Raw genomic sequence first — 23,041 nt, 5'->3', positions numbered from 1 at the left:
GTGTACCTTGTCTACTGGATCGGGTGACACCCTCGCAACTCGGGCGGAATCCTTCGGTAGGCGCCAGAAGCCGGGGTTCCCCCGAGTCGAAGGCTCAAACCCGGACCGCTCACGAATCGAAGATGACCGCCCAGCAACGGAGGTGGCCGGGACCTCGCCACCCTCCGGGAATCCGGCGCCCCTCCCCAGAGCCGGGTTCCGGACGCCCGGCGGTGCCTGGCGGCTCGGTCCCCTCCCGGCCGCCCTCGGTACCGCCGGGCGTTCGTTCCTCAGTGGACGCCATACGTACCGTGTTCGAGGTTCGACCGACGGTGAGCACGTAAGCTCGGGCACCGGATGTCTTCGTGCGAAACGTGGTACTGAATGGAAGTCGACGAGGAGAACGGCCTTCGGCCCACGGGTTCGTGGACGCCCGGCAAGGTCGCCGAAGTGCTGGGCATCTCGCCGGTCACGCTCCGGACGTGGGCGACGCGGTACGGCGTGGGGCCTTCCCTGAGGGCCGACGGGCGTCATCGCCGGTACTCGGACGCGGACGTCCGCAGGCTCCAGCACATGCAGCGGCTGATCGACCGCGGGATCCGTGCCCGTGAGGCCGCCGCGGCCGCGTTCTCCGGCGCCGCCGGCGCGCTCCCCGAAGTCCCGGCCGACCGGCGGGTGGACGAACTGGAACGGGCCGCGGAAGAACTGGAGTTCGCCTCCATCGCGGCGTTGCTCGACGAAACGCTGGACTCGCTCGGCGCGGCGGCGACGTGGACCGACGTGCTCCTTCCCATCCTGCGGAACCTCGGCGGCCGCTGGCAGCGAGGCGACGTCTGCTTCGAATCGGAATGGGCGCTCACCACCGAGGTCTCCCTGGCGCTGCAGCGCTACGTCGCCCGATTCGCCACGGCACCTTCGGAACGCGGCGCGCTCCTCTCCTGCTGTCCGGACGAACGGCACAGCCTGCCGGTCGAGATCCTTCGCGCGTCGATGGTCGAGATCGGTATCCCCGCGGTCTACCTCGGTCAGATGGTCCCCGCGGAGACCGTCGCCGGCATGGCCTCGAAACTGGATCCGGTGCTGATCGTGCTCTGGTCGATGTCCGTCACCACGGTCGACGACCTGCTCCGTCGTCGTCTCCGGCAGCAGGGTTTCGAGGTCGTCGTCGCGGGTCCCGGCTGGGAAGGACTCGATGTGCAGGGCACCCCGTGGGTCAACGATCTCGCCGGCGCGCTGGAGGTCGCCGCTGAGCGGCTGAAGTCCTGAACCGTTGCGAGATCGCTCCAAGTGCCAGAGGATGGTTCCGTCGGATATCGCGGGACGGGAGAGTCTGTGGTGGATCTCAGGCGGCAGGTGCTCGAGCGGTGGCCGGCGAACTGGCCGGTCCAGCCCTTCCGGGAACCGGCCTGGGCGCGGCAGGAACCGACGTACCGGGAATGCGCTCCCGCGCTGATCGACGCCGCGGTCAAACGCGCCGACGCCCGGGTGGCGGGCAACTGGTTCGTCGTCGCGGCGAGCCGTGAGATCCGTGCGGACAAGCCACTCGGCCTGCGGGCGGGCGGCAGGGAACTGGTCGCCTGGCGCGGTCCGGACGGTGCCCTGACCATCGGACCCGGTGCCTGTCCTCATCTGGGCGCTCCGCTGGCGGAGGCGCGTGTCCATTGTGGAGAGTTGGTCTGCCGATGGCACGGCCTGCGGGTCGGGTCGGATAGGCCGGGCTGGACGCCATTGCCGTCCTATGACGACGGCGTGCTCGCCTGGGTCCGTCTCGATCGCTTCGGCGGTGAGGCGCCGACGGATCGGCCTGTCGTGCCGGAGCGTCCACAAGGCGACCTCGCGGTCGACGCGGTCGCGACGCTGACGGGGATCTGTGAACCGATGGACGTCGTCGCGAACCGGCTCGACCCCTGGCACGGCGCCTGGTTCCACCCGTATTCGTTCACGCGGCTGCGGGTTGTCTCGGCGCCGCAAGGCAACGAGGTCTCCGACGCGGACGACAAGTTCGTGGTCGAAGTGACCTTCCGGCTCGCCGGGAAGCTGGGCGTGCCGGTGATCGCCGAATTCACCTGTCCCGAGCCCCGGACCGTCCTGATGACCATCGTCGAAGGCGAGGGCACCGGAAGTGTGGTGGAGACGCATGCCACCCCGCTCGGAACCGGCCCGGACGGCCGTCCGCGCACCGCCGTGATCGAGGCGACGATCGCGACTTCCGATCGTCCTGGGTTCGCGAAGGCCGCCCGGATCGCCCCGGCACTGCGGCCCTTGATGCGGCGGGCGTCCGCGCGTCTGTGGCGGGACGATCTCGCCTACGCGGAACGCCGCTATGCCTTGCGAGCAGGACACGTCTGAGCTCGCGTCCACCGTGACACCGAGGAGCGTTTCCGATGCCTGTGCACGAAACCGAAGTCGTGGTCATCGGTGCCGGACTCGCCGGTCTCTCGGCCGCGCTGCACCTCCACCGCGCCGGCGTCGTCTGTACCGTCCTGGAGGCAGGGGACGAGGTCGGTGGCCGCGTGCGGACCGATGTCGTCGACGGCTTCCGGCTGGACCGCGGCTTCCAGATCCTCAATCCCGCGTACCCCGCGATCCAGCGTTTGGTGGACGTCGACGCGTTGCGGCTGGGCAGGTTCTGGCGCGCGGTCCGGGTGGCCGACGACGACCGGCTCAGCCTCCTCGGGAACCCGCTCGACACACCCAAGGCGCTGCGGGACGTCGCGGCAAGGCGCTATCTGTCGGCGAAGGACCTCGCCGCGCTCGGTACCTTCACCGCGCGGGCGGCGGGCGGTCCGGCGCGGTCGATCGTCCAGGGACGCGACGGCACGACCGCCGACGAACTGCGTGACGCGGGATTGTCGGACCGCGCGGTGGAAACGGTGCTCCGCCCGTTCCTGTCCGGCGTCTTCCTGGAGGCCGGTTTGAGCACCTCCTCGCGGTTCTTCCGGCTCGTCTGGCGCAGCTTCCTGCGGTCCGCGCCGTCGTTGCCGTCGCTGGGCATGGGGGAGCTGCCCCGGCAACTCGCCCGGCTGCTGCCCGTTTCCGCGGTGCGGACCGGTACACGTGTCGAGCGAGTCGGAGACGGTGAGGTACGCACCGCCGGCGGAGACGTCTGGACCGCGCGCGCCGTCGTCGTCGCCACGGACGGCACCACCGCCGCGAGCCTGGTCGACGGCGTCCCCGAACCGCGGTGGAACAGCGTCACGACTTGGTATTTCGCGCCACCACGGTCACCGTTGCGAGAGCCGGTCATCGTGGTCGACGCCCGCGGCGGCCCGATCATCAACACCTCGGTCGTCAGCGAAGTCTGCCCGGCCTACGCCCCGAAAGGCGCGGCACTCGTCAGCGTCTCGGCGCTCACGCCGCTCGGGGAATCGGAAGTGCGGCGGGAACTGAGCCGGATGTACCGTGTGGACGCTTCGCGCTGGCCGTTGGTGGGGCGCTACGAGATCCCCCGCGCGCTCCCTGCCATGTCGCCGCCGCACGACGTTCGCGGCGAGATCCGGTTCGGCGAAAGGCTTTACGTCTGCGGGGATCACCGCGACACCAGTTCGCTGCAGGGCGCGCTCGCCTCCGGTGGTCGGACCGCTCGCGCGGTGCTACGGGACCTGTGAGGCGACTTCCCGGATCGCGTCCGACAGCCGCGGATACACCGGCACCCGCACGTCGAGGCCGAAGAGCCGCAAGATCCTGAGGTCCGTCGGCGACGAAGTGACCAACGCCAGCCGTCGGCGCTCGCGACCGGCACGGGTGACGGCGGCCTCCAGCACCTCTAGCCCCGCCACGCCGAGGAAGGTCACCCTGGACAGATCGATCACCGTGCGATCGGGGAGGTTCCCGTCCAGCTGCCGGTGCAGCAGTGGGGTCGTGGTCGCGTCCAGTTCGCCGGTCACGGTGAGGATCAGCAGGCCGGTGGTGTGCTCGTGCCTCAGTACGGGGGCAGGCGTTTTTCGGTGTGGTGATGACATGGAGGTCTCCTCGGAAAGCGGTATGACGCGCGCTCCGAGTGCCCGCGGCAGCACGTCGCCGGGCGCACCCGGGCTTCGGCCAGACGGTGCGAGGCCGGGCAAGGTCACCGAACACGCGAAGCTGCGAGTTGAACCTCACGTGGTATCACCGTACGTCGCCGGAGCCGCCTCCGCAGTCTGCGGGATAAGGAAATCCGACGCGATGAATCGGTCTCGAATCGGTTTGCGACGGGTGGTGGCGGGTAAGCCGATCGTGATGGCCGCGCACGTGTGCTCCGGGAAGATCCGGGGTAACCGGCCACTGATTCATCCGGATCATGGGAAAGGGAATCGACATGAGCCTGAACGACGACGACATCTCCACCACCTCGGGCGAGGACCGGGAAGGACCGGCCGACGCCGGTGCCGGCCAGGGGACTCCCGGCGAGCACGACGGCGGGGCCGACGGTGGCGCCGAGGGGCCTGCCGATTCCGGCGCCGGCGAAGGCACCGCGGGCCAGCACGACGGCGGAGCCGACGGCGGCGCGGACAGTGGCGCGAGCTGAGCTGAGCGAGCCGTCCACCGGTACCGGGGAAAGCGTCCCGGTACCAGTGGACGGCCACGCGCCGCCAAGTGTCCTGTCGCGTCTGGTCGGTTCCGCCGTGGAGGAGTTCGCCACCCGGCACTGGGGCAGGGAACCGTTGCTGCGGCGAACCGGCGGCGACTTCGGTGATCTGCTCGATCTGGACGGCGTCGACGAAATGCTGTCCCGCCGTGGGTTGCGGACGCCGTTCCTGCGGCTGGCCCGCGACGGGGCGGTGGTCGATTCCCGTTCGTTCACCGGTGGAGCCGGTGTCGGCGCGGAAATCGGCGATCAGGTCCGTGACGACCAGGTCGCCGCCCTGTTCGCCGAAGGCAGCACCATCGTGCTCCAGGGGCTGCACCGCATCTGGCCTGCCATCATCGGCTTCACCACGCGCCTGACCGGCGAGCTCGGCCATCCCGCGCAGGTCAACGCCTACATCACCCCGCCGTCGTCGCAGGGCTTCTCGGCGCACTACGACGTGCACGACGTCTTCGTGCTTCAGCTGGCGGGCCGCAAGCGATGGAAGGTGCACGCGCCCGTCCACCCGGCGCCCCTGCGTGACCAGCCGTGGGGTGAGCACGCCGGCGCCGTCGCCAGGCGGGCCCGTGACGATGCTCCGGTCATCGACGAAGTCCTCGAGCCCGGAGACGTGCTGTATCTGCCCCGCGGCTGGCTGCATTCGGCCACGGCGCTGGGTGACGTCTCCGCGCATTTGACCGTCGGCGTCCACGTGATCACCGCCTTCGCCTTGGTGGAAGCGCTCACCGCACTCGCCGGTTCCGAGGAACGGCTGCGCACGTCGCTCCCGCTGGGGATCGACGTCGCGGACCCGAGTCGGCTGGAAGCCCATGTCGAGTCCGTCCGGGAAGACCTGATCGCCGCCCTGCGGGCGGTGCCCGGCGACGCCATCGCCCGGCACGTCCGGGACAGGACATGGCACGGAAATCGTCCGGAACCGCTGGCGCCGGTCGCCACGGCCAGGTTCGTACTGGGCCTCGGCGACGGGGATTCGGTGCGGCGTCGCGACGGCTTGCGCTTCCGTATCGGTGACCCAGCGGACGGCCGGATCGTTCTCGAACTCCCCGATCGCCGCCTCTCGTTGCCTGCCTCCACCTCGACCGCCTTGACGGCGCTGCTGGACGGAAGGACGTGGCGGCTGGGAGAGATCCCGGGAATGGACCGGGCCGATCAGCTCGTACTCGTGCGCCGCCTGCTCCGGGAAGGCGTGCTGATGGCCTCGACCGCATGACCGCGGCGCGGCGGTGCGCGGAACTGGCCGAAGCCGCGGGCGATCCCGGAGAAGGAACGGCCCCGCCCGCGGAGCACTGGCTCCTGATCGAGCATCCGGGCCCGTGGGGCCGGTTCGCGCTCAAGGAGTCCGGGATCGATCCGGCGGCGGTCGCCCAGCTCGGTTCGTGGGCGGCGCGGGCCGGCGGCCGGATCGCTCTGATCCGCCGGGTCGCCCGGCGTCCGTCCACTCGCGACCGCCCCTTCCGCTGGTTCCGGGTCGACGCCCGCCCCGGCCACGAGCAGATCCGGACCGGGGAATTCACCGACGCCGCGGAACTCTCCCGCGTCACCTCCGCGGCGGGGAGCGTGTGGCCCGAACCTCTCGCGCTGGTGTGCGTCCACGGCAGACACGACACCTGCTGCGCGGTACGCGGCCGTTCGCTCGCGACCGCGCTGGCGGCGGAGTTCCCCGGGGCCACCTGGGAATGCAGCCACCTCGGCGGCTGCCGCTTCGCTCCCTCGATGGTGGTGCTGCCACACGGTTTCACCTTCGGCGGCCTGCATCCGGACGACGCGATCGGTCTCTTCCGCCAGTACCTGGACGGCATCCTCGACCCCAGGTTCCTGCGCGGCCGTTCCTCGTACCCGCCGATCGTCCAAGCGGCTCACCACCACGCCCGCGCCGCCACGGGCGCTCCCGGGATCGACGATCTCCGGCTGACGAAGACCACGCGTGCCGGTGATACCTGGAAGGTGGTCTTCGCCGAACCAGACTGCACCGTGTATCTGCGCGAAGACCGGATCCCGGCGGGCAGGCGGCTCACGTGCGCGTCCGAGCCCGTGCGGACGTTGAGGGTGTTCGAATTGGTGGATCTCCGGTACTGACCGGGTGCCGCCAGGAAGGTGGGGGAACCCATGGGGGAGCAGTGGCGATCGTTCGCCGTCGGGATCGTCACGTCGGCAGGGTGGATGCTGGTCGCCCTGTTCGTGATCAGGCCGCTGGTCCCGGCGAACGTTCTCGGGATCACGATCCTGATCGTGACCGTACTGGGTGTCCTCGCGGTTCCGCTGATCGTCCGGCTCAGCGCCGTTTCGCGCGGGAGCCGCGGGGTATCCGGCCGCATGACCGAATACCGGCACACCGCGACCATCGAGATGCCCGCCGCGGACCTGTTCGCCTACCTGCGAGAGCCGCGGAACCTGCCCCGCTACTTCCCTCAGATGACTCGGGCCGAGCCTGAAGGCGGCGAGGCCGTGCACGTCGAAGCCGACGTCGACGGCGAGCACGTGGAAGGCGAGGCGTGGCTGAAGGTCGACGAGGCCAACCGTTCGCTGCGCTGGGGAGCCCAAGGGCCGCATGACTATCAGGGGGAATTGTCGATCGAAGACTCCGGTCCCGCGGCGTCTCGCCTCACGGTGACACTGCACAGCGTCCGGGACGCGGATGACGAGGCGGTACAGCGCGGGCTCGAGGAGACCGTCGCCGCGCTGGCGCACACCGTGACCGCGGATTCCGATGTGGACGCCGCCGAAAAAGAGGGAGGCTGGGCGGGAAACCGGGATTCGTGACGGCCTCCGGTGCGGAACGGCCGCGACCCTGATCCGGGTCGCGGCCGTCATCGCGCTTGCTCCTCACGAAGCGTTGTCTTCGATCAGTAGGGTCGGACGGTCCACCGCTGGTGCGCCTGACCGCTGTCCACCTGCTGGACGACGGCGGTGGCGTTGGGGTCCGCGCCACCCGCGGCTTCGACGATCTTCGCCGAATGCACGCTGCGCAGGGCGACCGAGCCGTCCGCGGTGGTGGTGAACTCCCACTGCTGCGTCGACCCGTTGTGGCACTGGTACTGGACGATCGAGTTGCCGTTGTGCAGTTCGCCGTACCGCAGGTCGAGGCACTTCCCCGAGTGGCGGTTCTTCAGGACGTAGACGTTGTTGCCGAGATGGGTCACGTCCCAAAGCTGCTTGACGCCACCGACGCAGTCCCAGAGCTCCATGCCGGCGAGGTCGTTCAACGCGCCTTCCCCGATGAGACCGGCCGTCTGGATGCAGCGGCCCGACTTGGCTCCCCTGAGGTCGACCGTCTTGTGGGGGACCGCCGCGACCCGGTAGGCGATGGTCGAGCCGGTCTCACTGCTCCAGTCGATCCGGCCGTTCTGGAAGACGTTGCGCCTGCCCATCGGGAGGCCGGTCTCGTCGGACTTCGGGTAGCCCAGGTACGACCGCTCGGCCCCCATCGACTTGTACTTCGCGCTGATGCTCCCGTAGACCAGGCGTGCGCCGGTGCTGGGGTGCCAGTAGATCGAGCCCGAGCCGGTGGCGAAGTCGGCGACCTTGCCCACACCGTCCGAAGTGGACCGGATATCGCCCGTCGGATGCCCGAGGGGCCCGGTCTCGTAACCGTGCTCGGCGAACTTGCGGTGGATGTCACCGTTGATCGCGACGGTTCCGTTGCGGGTGATGTAGACCGAGCCCGACGTGAAGCGCTGCATGGGGCTGGCGTCGGGGCCGTAGGTGCCGGCGTCCGCCAGGGGATAACCCATGCCCGCCTCGAAGCCCATGGCGGCGAACTTCCGGTGGAGCTCACCCTTGACCTGCCGGATCGCGCTACCGGGCACGTAGTAGATGGTGCCCGCGACGAACCGGTTGTAGCGGACGTTCGTGCCACTGACGGTGCCCTCGTCGGAGAGCGGGTAGCCGTAGGGACCCGTTTCCCCGCCCGAATTCGCCCAGATCTCCCCGATCAGGCCGAAGACGATGTGGACTCCCGTCGACGCGCTCCACATGATGTGGAGGTTCGGCCCGCCCATCGTGGGTTTGACGACCCGCAGGACCTGGCCGTTGCCGTCCTTGGTGGGCACCTGGTCGGTCATCGCGCCGCCGACGCCGGCGGGCCCGCCGAGCGCCAGGAGTTTGTCGAGGACCGGGCCGTTGTAGACCGCCTGCACCGCGAAGCGCTGAGTGGTCCCGTCGTTGCCGGCGGTGAGGTAGAGCCTGCCCCGTTCGTACAACCGGTGGCCGAGGCCGACCCCGTTGGAAGTCCCTTCGGGAACGAAGTCGCCGACGGGCTTGCCGAGCTTGTCGCGCAGCGGCTGCTCGGCGGCGTAGCGCCGGTCGATCGGGTGCGGGGCCAGCGGAGCCTCGGCGTGCCACTTCGTCGCGATCGCGTAGTTGTCGTCATCGATCGCGCCGGTGACGAACAGGTACTTGGCGGAACTGCGCGAAGGGCGGATGGAGACGCTGGAGGCATCGCCCCGCACGCACCAGGTCGCGTCACCCTTGAAGGCGTTGGAGCCGTCGGTCGGGTCGACGTAGGCCCGCACACGTTGCGACTGCGGGGGGATCATCGCCGTGTTCGCCGCGGAAGACGCTCCCGAACGCCAGCGCAGGTAGTGGTTGGGGCGGCTGACCGACTGGAACGAGAAGCACTCGGGATTGCTCAGCCCCGGCTCGATCCTCCACCGCGCCTCCGGACGGTCGCCCGGCTGCCACTGTTCGAGCACCACGTCGCCGTTGCGATCGGTGAGGTAGACGTCGACACCGCTGTACGCGTCGACCCGCAAGGTCTGGACCAGGTTCTCGTACTGTCCGGTGCGAAGGAACTTCTCGCGGTCGCTGCGCTTGGCGGCGAGTGCAGCGTCCGCGGCGGCGACCAGCGCCGGCCGGATCAGCTGGTTCGCCGCGCGCGTGCGCAGTTCGGTGATCAGGCGGATGTACTCCTGGTCGCGCTTGGCGAGCTCGTTGACGATGTCCCGCAGGTGCGCTTCTTCGGCGCCCTGGTTGATGAAGAAGGCCCAGTCGGCGGGGTCGAGGCTGCCAACGGCGTCTTCGGCGGCGCCGTGGACCTCGGTGTCGCGGGGCACCGACTTCCAGATTTCGACGACGAAATCCCGGTCCTTCAGGTTGATCAGGTACTCCAGCCGCGCCGGGGGCACCGATCCCAGCGTGTGCGACACGGCGTTCGCCTTGGCGGCCTTCGCCCGTTCAGCGGCCTTCGCCGCTTCGTCCTTGGTGGCGTCGTCCTGGATGACGCGGTCCACGTCCTTCTTGTGCTCGGCGAAGAGCACGACGGTCAGGAAGCGCCACTGATCGTCCGCGGTACCCCGCAGCGCCGTGCGGGCGGCCTCCTTGACGGCCATGTCCTTGTAGCCGTCGGCGTTGAGTTCCAAGTGGACGATGAAGTCGAAGATCGACTTCGCCAGGACGGTGTTGTCCACCGGGATGCTGAGGGTCGAGGCGGCCAGCGCCTTGGCGGCGCGTTCCTGTTCCTGCTGCTGACGGCGGTCGGTGACGATCTTCTCGTCTTCCCGGTGCGCGTCGTGGATCCCGACCTTGATCCACTGCGTGGACGCCGCCTCGCCGTCGGCGGCGAGCGCGGCGATGGCCGTCTCCTTGAGCTTCTGGTGCTCGGGTTCGAGCGGATGCTGCTTGTCGATGTCGTCGGCCGCGTAGTACATCGCGGCGACGAAGCCCCGGTCGCTGAGGACCAGGAGATCGGGCCCGGCCACGATCTTCAGGACGGCGGCGGCATTGCCCTTGTCGATGTCCGTGGACTGCGCGGCGGCCGCCGGCGCGGACGGCGGGGCGGCGAAGGCCGTGACGGGTGCCGCGACGCCCGCCGTCGTCGCGACGATCGCGGTGGCGATGATCAATCTCTTGAAAACCCCTCTTCGCCGTGCCGATGGCACGCCGGAGGGACCCCAGTATCCGTTCAAGACATCCTCTCCTTGGATGTAACGCGCGAGACCGTCATTCGGTCTCCATCGCGAGTTCGAATAGGAGACCAGTTAATGGCGAAAAAAAGACCGCGACTGTGATGTGGATCACGTCCTTTACGGGCGTTGTGTCCTTGTGCCATAGTCGTCCTCAGGCGTGCGCGAGCACGCAATTCTGGGGTCTGGGGTTCTGGGGATGAGACTTCGTGCACTGTTCGGCGCCCTCGTGGTGTCGATCATCGGGATCGGCGCAAATGTCGCTACGGCGAATGGAGTAACGGAAACGGCCATTGGTTCCAGTGTTCCCGGTATCGAGAATTCGATTTACTATCCGATCGTCCGCCAGAACGCGCTGTACCACTCGGAGGATCTGGTCAGGGTGGCGGCGTGGCAGGCGCTGCGATCGGACGAGGGCGAGCCGGCGCTGCGGGCGTTCGTCCGGACGGGGTTCTTCGAGGCCAGGAAGCGGGCCGAGGGGTACCACGCGCGGAACAAGGAGTTCGCGCGGCGGGTCATGACCAACTACAGCGCGCAGTATTCGCCGAACGTGCACGCCGAGGCCACGGCGGCGTACAAGGGCAGTGCCGCGCAGCAGGAACAGTTCTTCCGGACCGGTTTCGCGGCGGCGAAGGCGCTCGACGATGCCGCTCGCGAGGCCGATGAGCAGCACAAACAGCAGATTCTCGAGGAAGACCGCGCCTTCGTGCGGTTGCTGGCGGAATTCGATCCGGGTGAGCAGGTGCGCCTGGCCGCCCAGCACGCTTTGCGGGCCGGAGGTACGGACAGTCACCTTCGGGCCTTCTTCGCCTCCGAGTGGATGGCCGCGGCCGCGACGGATGTCGAGATCTACCGGATCCGCACGCAGGAGGCGGGTGTCCGCTTCTATGCCCTGATTCCGCAGCTGATCGCGGACGCGGAGGAAGCCGAGCGGGAGGCGCTCGCGGCCGAGGGTGCCGCGGCGGAGCAAGCCCGCGCGGTCGCCGCCCGGGCATGGGCCACGACCAGGGAAAAGGCCGACGAAGCCCGAGCGGTCTGGGAGAACGAAGCGCTGGCCTGCGCCGAGCAGGCCCGGTACTGGCGGACGGTGATCGACCGGGCCAACGCCAGTGTCGACCCGGTCTGGGGGATGATCGCCACCAGGGCGGACAAGAATCGGGCCGGCTGGGCCGCCGACGGAACGTTCGCCGACGGGCAGACCCAGTATTGGGCGAGTGTCGAAAAGCATGCGAAAGAGCATCTAGACCAAATGTCGCCCGCGGGCTGAGCTCGGCCGGGCAACTCTTTTCAAGCACTGAAGACCTTCTTCTTTCGATTAATTTCGAAAAGGGCTCCGGTGTGCTCGATTCAACGCCGAGACGGTTAATCGACGGCCGACGGGGCGGGGTGGCGGACAGCTGCACCCGTCCCGTTTTCTCCGGTGCCCGGAAACCATCCCGGGATTCTTCTCGTGCCTGATTCACGAAATCTTTCTGCTACTGGGGAGTGGTGTGCCATGAAAAGGAAGACGCGACGCGCCAGACGGGGGCCGCTCGCCTCCGGATGGTGCCGCGGCGCGGTCGTGCTGACCGTGACCACGGCCTTGGTCATCTCGGGTGCGGGGCTGGAACTCGCCGCCGCCGCGCCCGCCGTCCCGGTGGTGGGGGCCGCGCAGCACGCGCCCGCCACGTCACCGGCTCCGGCGACGCCGCCCGTCCCGGCGACGGCGACGAGTGATCCGGAAGAGGAGGCACTGCTCCGGCAGTTGCAGCTGGACCTGCTCGCCGACATCGCGGCGCTGGACGAGCACGAGGAAGTCCGTGTGGCGGCGCGGGAAGCCTTGAAGAAGGCCGAAGCCGGCGACGACGCGGCCATCACGACGTTCTTCGAGCGTGGGCATCAGGAAGCCAAGGCGCGGGCGGAACGCCGTAAGCAGGAAGCCGACGACCGCAACCGCGCGGTGATCCAGTCCCTCGCGGGCACCGGCGGCCCGGCGTTCAACGCCGCCGTCGACCGCGCGCTGCGGGGCAACGCCTACGACCGCGAGAACTTCCTGGCCTTCGGGCGGGACATCGCCACGGAACAGGACCGCCGTTCCGGCGCCTACGAGAAGGAGATCCGGGACCGGCGGCGCGCCCATGTGCAGATCGCCGCGGACCGGGGGACACCCGAGGTCTCCGCCGCCGCGAAGGCGGCGCTGGCCCAGGGCGACGCCGCGATCGAGGAATACCTCAAGACGGGGTACCTGGCCGCCGCCAAACGCGACGCGGACGCCCGTGAGACCCGGCTCGCCGAACTCGAACGACAGCGCAAGGAAGCCGAAGCGAATTCGGAACTGGCGCAACGGATCGCGCGGGTCATGCGGGCGCGGCAGAACCTGCTTTCCGCGCACGCGAGCGGCGTCCAGGCGCTGGAGCGGACCGCCAACGACATGACACTGGCGGCGAACGCGTCGCGGGAGGCCGCGCGGGCGCTGGCCGCCGATCAGGCGGGGAACAGCTATCACCCCGAGCTGTACCAGCGGGCGAAGGACGACGCCGCCCGGTTCGTCCGGGACGCGCGGACCGACGCCCAGCAGGCCCAGTCGGCGGCCGCGCTGGCGAGCGCCCAGGTGGACATCCTCGTGCAGAACCAGATGCCGCACGGCACCCAGTGGGCGAAGGTCGTCCAGGGCATGGCGGCCGCCGCGAACGCCGCGAAGCAGGCCGCCGAAACCGCGGTGCACGCGATCGACGCGATCGCCGCCGACGCCGCGGCCACCGACGCCGCGGAGAAGGCCAGGGCGCGGGAAGAGAACGCCCGCCGCTGGCGGGCCAACGCGCAGTCCCACGCCGACGCGGCGGAGCGCCTGGCCACGGCCGCCGGTGAACAGGCCGCGGCGGCTGCTCAAGCGGCGGCACAGGCACAGCAGGCGAAAACCGACGCGGAAACCGCGCTGCGGAACGCGAAGGCACACGCCGCCAAGGTCAAGCAGGCACGTGCGGACGCCGAGCGGGAACGCGATATCGCCGACGCCAAACGGCGTGAAGCCGAACAGTGGCGTGGTCAGGCCGCCCTCAAGAGGCAGGAGGCCGAGGCCAAACAGCGGGAAGCCGCGAGCGAGCGGGACAAGGCCAAACACGAGGCGGGTATCGCCCAGCAGAAGCGGCAGGAGGCCGAGTCACAGCAGCGGATCGCCTCCGAGAAGCGCGTCGCCGCCCAAGGACAGGAACAGATCGCCGCCGACGCCGCCAAGGAGGCCCGGCGTCAAGAACAGATCGCGGCGGGCATCGACCAGAACGCCGGTGTCGAGGAGAGCAAGGCCCATCAGGCCCGCGAGGACGCCGCACGGGTGCGGCAGTCGGCCGAGACGACCGCGAAGAAGGCCCAGGCGCTCGAACAACTCGCCGCGCGGGCGGAAGCGTCGTCGGAGATCCTCCAGGAGGAAAAGGAAAAGGTGCGGGCCGCGGCGACTCAGGCCCGGGCCGAGGCGAACACGGCGAGGGACGCCGCGCAGGCGGCCGACGGCCTCGCCACGCAGGCCGGGCAAGCGGCGGCGTCGGCTCGTGCGGCGGCGACGGAGTCACAGGCCGCCGCGGGCCGGTCGCGGGCGCACGCGGATCGAGCGCAGGCGGCGGCGTCGCAGGCGCGGGCGGCGGCCAGGGAAGCCGAAGTCGCGGCGGAGAAATCCCGGACGGCGGCGAACGAAGCGGAGGCCGCGGCAGCGCGCGCCAACGAGGCGGCGGCGCGCGCCGAGCGGGAAGCCTCCGCCGTCCACGCGGAGGCGATGAAGGCCCGTGCGTCGGCGGAGGAGGCGACGGCCGCGGAATCGCGTGCCGCCGAGAACGCCCGCAACGCGGCGAACCTGGCGCAGGAAGCCGCGGTGCACTCTGAGCAGGCGCTCACCGCCGCGCATCGCACCCAGGAGGAGGCCAACGCGGCCGCGGCGGAGGCCGCCACCGCGGCCACCCAGGCGGGGATCGCGACCCGTGCGGCGGTCGCGGCGGGACTGTCGGGGTCCGGGATCGCCGCCCCGGCCGACCAGGCGATCAACCTGGTCAGCCCGTTCACCGGCGACGACCTCGACGCGGACTTCGTGCTCATGGTGGCGAACCGGGCGAAGGACGTCGGCGACACCCAGGTCCGGGCCGCGCAGGCCGCCGCGGCCGATGCCGCCGCGCAGGCGAGCCGGGCCGCCGAGGCGGCCAGGAACGCCGGGCTCGAGGTGAAGCCGGCGTTCGAGGCCGCGGCGGCGGCCGCCACTTCGGCGGCCAACGCGGCGAATTCGGCGGCGGCGGCCCAGCAGTCCGCGGCCGCCGCGGCGGTGGCCGCGGCTGCGGCCAGGGCGGCATCGGCCGAGGCGGACGCCGTCGACGCCGAGGCACAGGCGGACGCCAAGGCCTCACGTGCGGCGGCCGACCAGGCGGCGGCCGATGCCGCCCTGGCGGGACGGGCGGCCGACCAGGCGGCGGCCGACGCCGTCGCGGCGAGGAAGGCCGCCGACGACGCGACCCGCGCGGCGAACGAAGCCACCGCCGCCGCCACCCGGGCCCAGCAGGACGCGGTCGCCGCCCAGCGAGCGGCGGAGCAGGCCCAGCGTGACGCGGACGCCGCCCGCGAGTCCGCGAACCGGGCCGCGGATTACGCCCGTGACGCCGATTCCGCGGCCACCAACGCGGAGAAGTACGCGAAGAACGTGGAGGACCGGGCGGCGAACGCGGCGGCGGACGCCAAGGCGATCCAGGACCAGCTGGCCGAGATGCAGGAATTGCTTCGCCAGGAGGAAGAAGCACGCGAACGCGCCGAGGCCGAACAGGCCATCACCGACGACAGCGAGGTCCCCGCGCTGACGCCGGAGGAAGAGGAACTGCTGCGCGCGGAGAAGGGGCAGGCGGGTGTCGACGAGTACAACCGCGCCCGCGCCGACGCGAACAAGGACCTCATGGGCCTCATCGTCGACGAAGGCGGCCAGGTCATCCTCGACCTGATCGGCTACACCGACGCGAAGCGGTGCTTCATGGAAGGCGACTTCATCTCCTGCGTGATGACCGTGATCAACGCGCTGCCGATCCTCAAGATCGCTTCGGTGCTGCGGAAGATCCCGGACGCGGTCGAGGCGACCGTGCGCATCGTGAAGGGCATCCGCACCTTCAAGGACGTGAAGATGCTCGGCCGCCGCATCACCGACAACCTGCGTGACCTGATCAGGCAGCTCAAGGGATGCAAGAACCCCGCCGCGGTGACGTCGGCGGCGGCACCGCCCGCCTGCCAGGTCGTGGACCGGGAAGCACTGCGCAAGAAGGTGGAGGACGAACACAAGAAGCAGCCCGCGGTCAGTCCTCAACCGGGACAGCGGCTCAGCACCATCGCCCGGCAGCGGGAGGTGGAGGGCTGCTTCAAGAGCGTGATCCCGGCGAACATCTCCTTCAACTACCCCATGGAGGACTTCACCTGGCTCGGCAACGACGCCAAACGCGCCACCGGCGGCATCGTCTGCGTCAACCAGACCGCGAAACGATCGGGAGAGCCGGCGGCGCCCGTCGGGCATCCCGACACCTCGCCGCCGAAGCTGAACGGGACGGCCGTCCACAAGGGACACCTGGTGCCCGCCAGGCTCCACGGTTCCATGCTGGTGGACAACATCGTCACCCAGTGGTCGAAGGTCAACCTCTCCGACGTCAAGAAGGTGGAGAACGCGGTGGGGGACATGCTGGACCGCTATCCCAGCCGGGACGTCTCGGTCATCTACGAGGTCCACGTCCAGTACGCGACCAAGACCGCCGCGATGCCGAGATGGATCTTCATCGAGGCGATCGCTTCGAACGGCGCGAAGTGCTTCGCGAAGATCGAGAACATCCCCACCGGTAACCTCGTCAAGGAAACCTGTCCCGCCTTCCGGACGGCCTGACGATCGAGAGAACGGAGGACGGACGTGCCGAAACGGTCGTACGTCGACGAAATCTGCGAGCTCGTCGGATGGCGGGCCGGGGACTTCGTGCCAGGGACGGACTGGACCACCGTCGAACGCGAACTGGGGACACCGCTTCCCGGCGACTACAAGGAGCTGCTGACCCGCTTCCCCTCCGGAGGATTCCGCGGCGTCATCTCCTTCTCGAATCCCGCCGAAAGCGTCGAGGCGTGCGGGAACGTCAAGAACGAGAACGCCGAACTGCTCGAGATCTTCGGCGACGAGGATCTCGAATACCTGCGGGGTGTCCCGTACCGGCTTTTCCCGGAGCCGGGCGGGATCTACCCGTGGGGGACCAACGGCGCGGGGGGATCGTTCTGGTGGGTCCGGGGCTCGGCGGATCCGGACGAGTGGGCGGTCGCCTACAACGACCGGGACTCCTGGCACGACGAGCATTCCGGGCCGATGACGAAGGTCCTCTTGGAGCTGCTGGTGAGTACCGGCGAGGACAACATCCTCGGCTGGGACATGGCGGGTAAACCGGTCGGCTTCGACGGCTACTGGGCGGACCGGTACGTCTCCTATCCCGGCTGAGCGGGCCGGGCGGCGGCGTGCGCACTCGCACGTCGCCGCCCGGAGCCGAGTTCATGCGTCGACGAAAAGCGTGCCCGCGTCGGCGAGTCGTTCGACCACGTGGGCCGGTTCGAGCAAGGTCTCCGGGGTGTAGAAGCCGGGTGGGACTGCATCCCCGCGCAGGCCGAGCAGCCGTTCGATCCCCATGGCGAGGCCGAGCGAGGTCAGCGGACGCTGGCCGCGCGGGTGGACCAGGTACCGGCTGACGCTCAGCGGGGCGCCCGCCGGGCCCGCCCCTTCGAGATCGACCCGGACCTCGACGGACGGGCCGTCGCCCCGGCGCGTCCCCGCGGATTCACCGACCGCGAAAGCGAATTCGACGTCCGGCGCGCCCGTCGCGAACGCCAGGCTGGTCACGTCGAGGATCGGGATGGTCTGGCCGGTGACCGTGGTGCCGTCGAGGCCGCGCAACTCCACCCGGGCGTCGGCCGCGCCGGACCAGGCGAACCCGCCGTCGCGCCGCGCGTACCCGGCCGAGGTGACCTCCGCCCAGCGCGCCAGGTCCGCGAGTCCCGCGGGGCCGCCCGCGTCGTTCTCGTCGAGGATCGCGCCGATCCGGATCGTGTCGACCCGGTCGAATTCCCCGGCCCACGCCAATGCCGTGAGGGTGATGACGCCCGCGGCCCAGTGGCTGGCCATCAGCACGGGCGCGGCCGCCGGGCGCTGCGCGGCGGCGGTGACCTCCGGCGCGATGTCGATCATGCCGCTGGACAGGCTGACGTAGGGCACACCGTGGTCCTGGGCGAAACGCAGGCCGTTCAGCCTGCTGTCCCACAGCGTCGCGACCACTGCCGCGTACTGCTCGCCGGCGGGCAGGCCGAGATCACCGCGGGCGAGATCGACGGTCACCGCGGTGGCGCCGCCCAGTTCGCCGGCCACCCTTCTCGCGCGTTCCGGATTCCGGCCCGCGATGGTCAACGGCAGCTCCGGGTACCGCCGCCGTAGGAGAGTGGCGGTATCCGAGCCCGCCTGTCCTGCCCCGCCCAGCAGCAGAACCGATCCTCGCTGTCCCATGTCTTCCCCTTCGATCCCAGTAACCTACATTTTGTAACTTACACGATGTAGCTAGCATGGGGGTGGATCGTGAGAGGAGGGCGATGGTGACCCGTCTGTCCAAACAGGCCCGGCGCGAGCAGTTGCTCGACGTGGCCTTGGAGATCGTGCGTGCCGACGGCGCCGACGGGTTGACGCTGCCCACTCTCGCCGAGGCGGCCGAGGTCAGCAGGCCCATCGTGTACGACCACTTCGGTACCCGCCCCGGACTGCTGCTGGCGCTCTATCGGCGACTCGACGAACGGCACCGGGCCGCCATCTCGCGGGCACTGGAACAAACCCCGCCGACCGCGGTGGAGGTCGCGGAAGCCATCAGCGTCGCCTATTTCGCCTGCGCCACCGACATGCCGGAGTTCAACGCCGTTTCCTCGGCGTTGAAAGGAAATCCGGAAATGGAGGCGATCCAGCACGAGATGCACGAGGGCTACACCGAGCTGATGGCCGGTGCCCTGACGCCGTACTCCGGCCTGGACCGGGCGGCGCTGCGACTGCACTGCGTCGGGGCGCTCGGAGCCGCCGAGGCGATCGCCGGCGAACTGAACCGGGGCACCACGACCGCCGCCGACGCGGTCGCGGCCTTGACCGGCGTCATCCTCGGCCGCATCGAGCGAACCGCCGGATAGCCGTCGGCGCGTGTCGCTCGATGCCCGGCGCCCGGATCCACCGGGTGAGTTCAGCTCTGCCCTGCCGCTTTCAGTCTCGCCAGCAGTTCTCGGCTGGTCGAGTCCTCGGAGTCGAAGGCGTGAATCGTGTCCTGCTCGGGCGGAACGGCGGGCCCGCGCAGCCGTGCGCCATGGCACCGGAAGCAGAAGCTGATCTCGAAAAGGAACCGCGTGCCGCTGTGCGCCCGGATCTTCCAGACGGGGATGAAGCACCGTTTGAGCTCACCCTCGGGCAGGCCGGCGACGAGCGTCAGCGCGGCTTGGGCCTCGTCCGCTTCCCAGATGGCCACCAGCTGATCGTCCCCGGTGCCGTCGGGACCGAGCACCTCGACGAGTTCGACTCGTTCGTGGGGAACTGGAAGGAACACCGCGCCACGATACTCGCGCGGCCTTCCGGCGGTTCCTCCATGCCGCGGGCCCGCGCCGTCGATCGACAGCCTCGCATCATGTGATCCAGGTCACGAACCTCCTGGCGAGCGCCCCATCCTGGCCGTGCGCGGGGTCTGCCGGAAAAAGAACGCCCGACCTTGGAGGGGACCCCTTGACCGTCACGCTGCCCGCAGTGGCCCGGGAAATGCTCGATGGGCCGCATACCGCGATCCTCGCGACCACGAACGCCGACGGACGGCCGCAGTCCTCGGTGATCTTCGTGAAGCGCGATGGGGACGAGATCGTGTTCAGCACGATCAGGGGGCGGCTCAAGACCCGCAACATGGAGCGCGATCCCCGCGTGAGCCTGCTCGTGGCGGCGAATACGGCCGCGTACGTGGAGATCCGCGGGACGGTGACGATCACCGACGACCCCGGCAAGGTGCTCCTGCGCGAGATGTACGACCGGTACCTGGACGGCGCGGAACCGCCGCCGGAGCCCGAAGCGGCGCGGGTGGCCGTGCGCGTCGCCGCGGACAAGGTCTACCTCTGGCCGCCCGTGCCCGCCTCCGAGCAGAGCTGACAACCGAAAGGACTACGCATGCGCAAGATCGTCGAGTCGACGCTGAGCAGCCTCGACGGAGTGGTCGACGACCCCGGATCGTGGGCACTGGACTACTTCGACCACGAGTTCCTCAAGGAGGCGTTCGAGCTTCTGCGGGGATGCGACGCCATGCTGATGGGCCGCGGCACCTACGAGGACCTGTCCTGGCGCTGGCCGGGGCAGACGGGGGACTTCGCCGATGCGATCAACGGGATCCGTAAGTACGTGTTCTCCTCGACGCTCGAGCGGGCCGATTGGAACAACTCGGTGGTCGTACGCGGTGACGTGGTCGCCGAGGTCCGGAAGCTGAAGGAGGAGGGCGGTGGCGACCTGGTCGTCTTCGGCCATGGGCAGCTGTCGCACACCCTGCTGGAACACGGCCTCCTGGATCGGCTTCGTTTCGCGGTGCACCCGGTCGTCGTGGGCCGGGCTTTGGGTCCGTTCCGCGAGAATCCCAAAACGCCGCTGACTTTGGTCGGCACGCATTCTCGCCAGTCGGGCGTCGTCGTACTGAACTATCTTGTCGGAAACGACTCCGTCGGCGCCGGCTGACGGCGAATTTCGTGGGAGCGCGGGAATGACCGGGGACCTGATCACGCGAGTGCGGAACGGGGATGGGGAGGCGTTCCGTGAGCTCACCGATCCCTATCGGCGTGAGTTGCACGTGCACTGCTACCGGATCCTGGGTTCGATGCAGGATGCCGAGGACGCTCTGCAGGAGACCCTGGTGTCGGCCTGGCAGGGACTGGACGGCTTCCAGGAGCGCTCCTCGGTGAGGACCTGGCTCTATCGGATCGCGACCAACCGGTGCCTCAAGGCGTTGCGATCGGCGGGCCGTCGTCCGCAAACGGGCGGGCCGGTGCCCGGGTTCGACCCGCCGGAACCCACTCGCCTCGGCAAGGTGGAATGGCTTGAGCCCTATCCGGACATCCTGCTGGCAAACCGGGTGGACACCGCGCCCGGCCCCGGACAGCGTTATGAGGCCAAGGAATCCATCTCTCTGGCGTTCGTGACGGCGGTGCAGCTGCTGCCGCCCCGGCAGCGCGCCGTCCTCATCCTGCGTGACGTCCTCGAATTCCCCACTCGCGAGGTTGCGCACATCATGGACACCACCGAGCAGTCGGTCGCCGGCGCGCTCAAGCGCGCACGCACCACGCTCCGGCAGCGCCCGTCACCGTCAGCCGTGCCTGAGCCGCCGCCGTCGAACTCCGCCGCCGAGCGGGAACTCGTCATCCGCTTCACCCGCGCCTTCGAGGTCGGTGATGTGGACGGCTTGGTCGCCCTGCTGACCGACGACGTGTGGCTGACCATGCCGCCACTGCCGCTGGAATACCAGGGCCGCGATCTGGCGGCCCGATTCCACGCCGCGGTGACCTTCCGCCGGGGCCGTACCTACCGGTTGGCGGCGACCAGGGCCAACGGCCAGCCCGCGTTCGGCATGTACGTACCGGATCCCGAGGCGGGCGTCTGCCACGCGAACGGGCTGATGGTGCTCACCCTCGCCGGCAGCCGGATCCGCGCCATGACCCGCTTCGAAAAGGAGGTGTTGCGAAGCTTCCGGCTGCCCCTGACCTTGCCCTATCCAGCCGAAGCCGGTCGGTCCGCCGAAGCCTGAGGACCCGACCGGGTTCACCCCGCGACGACTCGATTCATGACGGCCGCCCGCCGAACCTCCATTCGTGGACCTCGATATGGGCGAACCGGTCCGGGATCAGGACGGTGCGTGCCGCCTCCGGGTCCGCTGCCTGGACCAGCACCGCCTTGCCAAGCCAACTGGTGCTGTCGTCGGACAGCAGCGGCCCGTACGCGATCAGATCGTCCTGATCGGACGGCACGTCGATGTCGGCGGCCCGCCCCGTGCCGAGACCGAGCACCAGGTACCGGTTGTCACCGGTACGACCACCGGGGAAGTCCCACATGGTGCGCCCGAGCATGTTGCCCCACCGGCGCAGCATCACGTCCCGATACACCCCCTCCTGATAGTTCGGCTCGTCGAAGGCGAACGCCCGTGCGGCCGCGGGATCGGGCAGGTCGACGATGTGCACACTGCCGGTGGGGGTTTCGCCGTCGCTTGCGAAGGTCGGACCGCGGGCGATCATCCTTGTCGCGTACCGGTCCATGTAGGACCAGTGCTCTTCCAACAGCTCTTCGCGCAAAGCCAGGGAGTCGGGCCGATCGCGGTGGTAGCAGAAGAACTCCATGCCCACAGTGTCCACTCACCACGAGGACTGGATACCCGTCGCTGGCCGATCGAGATCGAGTGTTCCGGCGGGAACATGGCCGCCGAACGCCCCTGGCCCGACCCGATTCGTGCCGAACCGGGTGCGAAGTGTAGTCGCCTGCGGCATGGTGGAGACGTGCGAACCCTTCTGGCCATACTCAGCGCCCTGTTCCTGATGCCGGTGCTCGCCGGAACCGCCCATGCCTACGACAAGATCGCCGAGGCCGCGCCGGTGACGATGGTGGAGTCACCCGGCGGCGAAGGCGAAGTCCGCGCCCGGCTCGTGCTCGGCACGGTCACCGCGGGCACTTCGCACAACCTGCGTAGCGAGATCCAGGTCGGCGACGGCCGAGTGGACGGTGCGGTGTCCGCCATCGCGATCGGGCACAAGATCACTTGTCAGCCGGTGGGTGGCACGACGTTGCCGAATACGGCGACCCAGCACGGGCAGATCTGGAGCGGCCAGAACCTGCTGCACGGCGGCGGCAGGGTCACGCTCGTCGTGCGCATGCTGTTCAAGCCGGCCACTACGGGCAACTACGAGTGCCTGCTGCGGGCGTACGTCCTCAACGGGTACGCGGCCGGGCAACCCGGCCAGCCCGGTCGCGAGACCGCCAGGCTGTACAGCGGCTTCATCGGGGACATCGACGGAGCCATCGGCCCCGAGGGCGTCGCGCAGACATTCGGGTCCTCGCAGAACACCTTCCTCGGGATGGACGCGCCCGGCAAGCAGGTGAACCCGGTGGACTACACCCCCTTGCCGGGAGCCACCAGTTTTCTTGCCACCACAGATCTCTTCGCCACGAGCTGTTACGGCGACGGTGGCAATGCCTGCCCCGACGGCACCACCTACCCCGGCAAGGCCAATACCGCGATGGTGCGGTTCCGGACGGTCGCGACGCCGTCCTCGACCGCACCCGGCTGCGTCGCCCAGGCCACGTCCTCGGAAACCGCGGCGGTCAGCGGGAATCTGCACCACCTGCGGCTACTCGGGCAGCTGACGGTGACGCAGCCGGCCAGCGGTTGCGGGACCTGGCGGATCAACGCCTTCGTGCAGGACAACGGCGGCACGTTGCCGTTCGTCATCCACGGCAACCCGTACTCGGTCACCTACGCCCGCCCGCCGGTCTGACCATGGGTTCGTGGCCGGCGCCGAGGAAGCGTCAACTGGGATTGCCGTAGCGCGA

At 69.5% G+C, this 23,041-nt stretch carries 20 protein-coding genes; 15 read left to right on the top strand and 5 right to left on the bottom strand.

What is annotated here, in order from left to right; genetic code table 11:
• Window positions 1–363: 363 nt before the first annotated feature.
• The 3 genes from H4W30_RS23945 (at window position 364) to H4W30_RS23935 (ending at window position 3,587) form a co-directional block, all read left to right on the top strand.
• Window positions 364–1,245 (top strand): MerR family transcriptional regulator, encoded by an 882-nt coding sequence (locus H4W30_RS23945; RefSeq protein WP_192744914.1) that lies wholly within the window; start codon window positions 364–366, stop codon window positions 1,243–1,245.
• A gap of 69 nt (window positions 1,246–1,314) precedes the next feature.
• On the top strand, window positions 1,315–2,328 hold the full coding sequence (locus tag H4W30_RS23940; protein ID WP_192746789.1) for a DUF5914 domain-containing protein: 1,014 nt from the start codon (window positions 1,315–1,317) through the stop codon (window positions 2,326–2,328).
• Between the two features lie 35 nt (window positions 2,329–2,363).
• On the top strand, window positions 2,364–3,587 hold the full coding sequence (locus H4W30_RS23935) for an NAD(P)/FAD-dependent oxidoreductase (protein WP_192744913.1): 1,224 nt from the start codon (window positions 2,364–2,366) through the stop codon (window positions 3,585–3,587).
• On the opposite strand, the gene H4W30_RS23930 is transcribed toward H4W30_RS23935, so the two are convergent.
• Window positions 3,573–3,941: an STAS domain-containing protein gene (locus tag H4W30_RS23930; RefSeq protein ID WP_192744912.1), complete on the bottom strand. Its 369-nt coding sequence runs from the start codon at window positions 3,939–3,941 to the stop codon at window positions 3,573–3,575. The genes H4W30_RS23935 and H4W30_RS23930 overlap by 15 nt on opposite strands.
• 335 nt (window positions 3,942–4,276) lie before the next feature.
• Here H4W30_RS23930 and H4W30_RS23925 point away from each other — a divergent pair, with 335 nt between their 5' ends.
• From H4W30_RS23925 to H4W30_RS23910, 4 genes are read left to right on the top strand one after another with little or no spacing between them, the layout of a single operon-like run.
• Complete coding sequence (locus H4W30_RS23925; RefSeq protein WP_126731016.1) at window positions 4,277–4,486, top strand: hypothetical protein; 210 nt, start codon at window positions 4,277–4,279, stop codon at window positions 4,484–4,486.
• The gene (locus tag H4W30_RS23920; RefSeq protein WP_318780661.1) at window positions 4,473–5,756 is read left to right on the top strand and encodes a cupin domain-containing protein; all 1,284 of its coding nucleotides are present in this window, start codon (window positions 4,473–4,475) and stop codon (window positions 5,754–5,756) included. The genes H4W30_RS23925 and H4W30_RS23920 overlap by 14 nt, the downstream gene beginning before the upstream one ends.
• A complete protein-coding gene (locus H4W30_RS23915) occupies window positions 5,753–6,622 on the top strand; it encodes a sucrase ferredoxin (protein ID WP_192744911.1) in 870 nt (289 codons plus the stop codon). Before H4W30_RS23920 ends, H4W30_RS23915 begins: the two co-directional genes overlap by 4 nt.
• Before the next feature lie 30 nt (window positions 6,623–6,652).
• On the top strand, window positions 6,653–7,306 hold the full coding sequence (locus H4W30_RS23910) for an SRPBCC family protein (RefSeq protein ID WP_225949847.1): 654 nt from the start codon (window positions 6,653–6,655) through the stop codon (window positions 7,304–7,306).
• An 83-nt stretch (window positions 7,307–7,389) separates the two neighbouring features.
• Here the strand turns inward: H4W30_RS23910 and H4W30_RS23905 are convergent, their stop codons facing one another.
• Entirely contained in the window at window positions 7,390–10,386 is a 2,997-nt protein-coding gene (locus H4W30_RS23905; protein WP_192744910.1) for an RICIN domain-containing protein, read from the bottom strand.
• Between the two features lie 259 nt (window positions 10,387–10,645).
• Here H4W30_RS23905 and H4W30_RS23900 point away from each other — a divergent pair, with 259 nt between their 5' ends.
• From H4W30_RS23900 to H4W30_RS23890, 3 genes are all read left to right on the top strand, one after another.
• On the top strand, window positions 10,646–11,713 hold the full coding sequence (locus H4W30_RS23900) for a hypothetical protein (protein ID WP_225949846.1): 1,068 nt from the start codon (window positions 10,646–10,648) through the stop codon (window positions 11,711–11,713).
• Between the two features lie 228 nt (window positions 11,714–11,941).
• Window positions 11,942–16,312: a DNA/RNA non-specific endonuclease gene (locus H4W30_RS23895; RefSeq protein ID WP_225949845.1), complete on the top strand. Its 4,371-nt coding sequence runs from the start codon at window positions 11,942–11,944 to the stop codon at window positions 16,310–16,312.
• Between the two features lie 24 nt (window positions 16,313–16,336).
• Window positions 16,337–16,906 carry an SMI1/KNR4 family protein gene (locus H4W30_RS23890; RefSeq protein WP_192744909.1) on the top strand — a complete coding sequence of 190 codons (570 nt, stop codon included), beginning with the start codon at window positions 16,337–16,339 and terminating at the stop codon, window positions 16,904–16,906.
• Window positions 16,907–16,957: 51 nt separating this feature from the next.
• Here the strand turns inward: H4W30_RS23890 and H4W30_RS23885 are convergent, their stop codons facing one another.
• On the bottom strand, window positions 16,958–17,959 hold the full coding sequence (locus tag H4W30_RS23885; protein WP_192744908.1) for a saccharopine dehydrogenase family protein: 1,002 nt from the start codon (window positions 17,957–17,959) through the stop codon (window positions 16,958–16,960).
• 83 nt (window positions 17,960–18,042) lie between these two features.
• Here H4W30_RS23885 and H4W30_RS23880 point away from each other — a divergent pair, with 83 nt between their 5' ends.
• Complete coding sequence (locus tag H4W30_RS23880) at window positions 18,043–18,621, top strand: TetR/AcrR family transcriptional regulator (protein ID WP_192744907.1); 579 nt, start codon at window positions 18,043–18,045, stop codon at window positions 18,619–18,621.
• Window positions 18,622–18,671: 50 nt separating this feature from the next.
• Here H4W30_RS23880 and H4W30_RS23875 read toward each other — a convergent pair whose 3' ends face one another.
• Window positions 18,672–19,028, bottom strand: a complete 357-nt coding sequence (locus H4W30_RS23875) for a hypothetical protein (protein WP_192744906.1) — start codon at window positions 19,026–19,028, stop codon at window positions 18,672–18,674.
• 173 nt (window positions 19,029–19,201) lie between these two features.
• Here H4W30_RS23875 and H4W30_RS23870 point away from each other — a divergent pair, with 173 nt between their 5' ends.
• The 3 genes from H4W30_RS23870 to H4W30_RS23860 are packed head-to-tail and all read left to right on the top strand — an operon-like array spanning window position 19,202 to window position 21,248.
• The gene (locus H4W30_RS23870; protein WP_318780660.1) at window positions 19,202–19,612 is read left to right on the top strand and encodes a PPOX class F420-dependent oxidoreductase; all 411 of its coding nucleotides are present in this window, start codon (window positions 19,202–19,204) and stop codon (window positions 19,610–19,612) included.
• Window positions 19,613–19,630: 18 nt separating this feature from the next.
• Window positions 19,631–20,185 carry a dihydrofolate reductase family protein gene (locus tag H4W30_RS23865; RefSeq protein ID WP_192744905.1) on the top strand — a complete coding sequence of 185 codons (555 nt, stop codon included), beginning with the start codon at window positions 19,631–19,633 and terminating at the stop codon, window positions 20,183–20,185.
• Between the two features lie 25 nt (window positions 20,186–20,210).
• Complete coding sequence (locus H4W30_RS23860; RefSeq protein ID WP_192744904.1) at window positions 20,211–21,248, top strand: sigma-70 family RNA polymerase sigma factor; 1,038 nt, start codon at window positions 20,211–20,213, stop codon at window positions 21,246–21,248.
• A gap of 34 nt (window positions 21,249–21,282) precedes the next feature.
• Here H4W30_RS23860 and H4W30_RS23855 read toward each other — a convergent pair whose 3' ends face one another.
• Window positions 21,283–21,834 carry a YciI family protein gene (locus H4W30_RS23855; protein WP_192744903.1) on the bottom strand — a complete coding sequence of 184 codons (552 nt, stop codon included), beginning with the start codon at window positions 21,832–21,834 and terminating at the stop codon, window positions 21,283–21,285.
• Between the two features lie 156 nt (window positions 21,835–21,990).
• Here H4W30_RS23855 and H4W30_RS23850 point away from each other — a divergent pair, with 156 nt between their 5' ends.
• Window positions 21,991–22,986 (top strand): hypothetical protein, encoded by a 996-nt coding sequence (locus H4W30_RS23850; RefSeq protein ID WP_192744902.1) that lies wholly within the window; start codon window positions 21,991–21,993, stop codon window positions 22,984–22,986.
• The last annotated feature ends 55 nt before the right edge of the window (window positions 22,987–23,041 follow it).

The sequence above is a fragment of the Amycolatopsis roodepoortensis genome (assembly GCF_014873915.1).
GTDB classification, from domain to species: domain Bacteria; phylum Actinomycetota; class Actinomycetes; order Mycobacteriales; family Pseudonocardiaceae; genus Amycolatopsis; species Amycolatopsis roodepoortensis.
The sequence above is the reverse complement of the archived record's forward strand: the minus strand, read 5'-3'. Positions and strand labels throughout refer to the sequence as shown.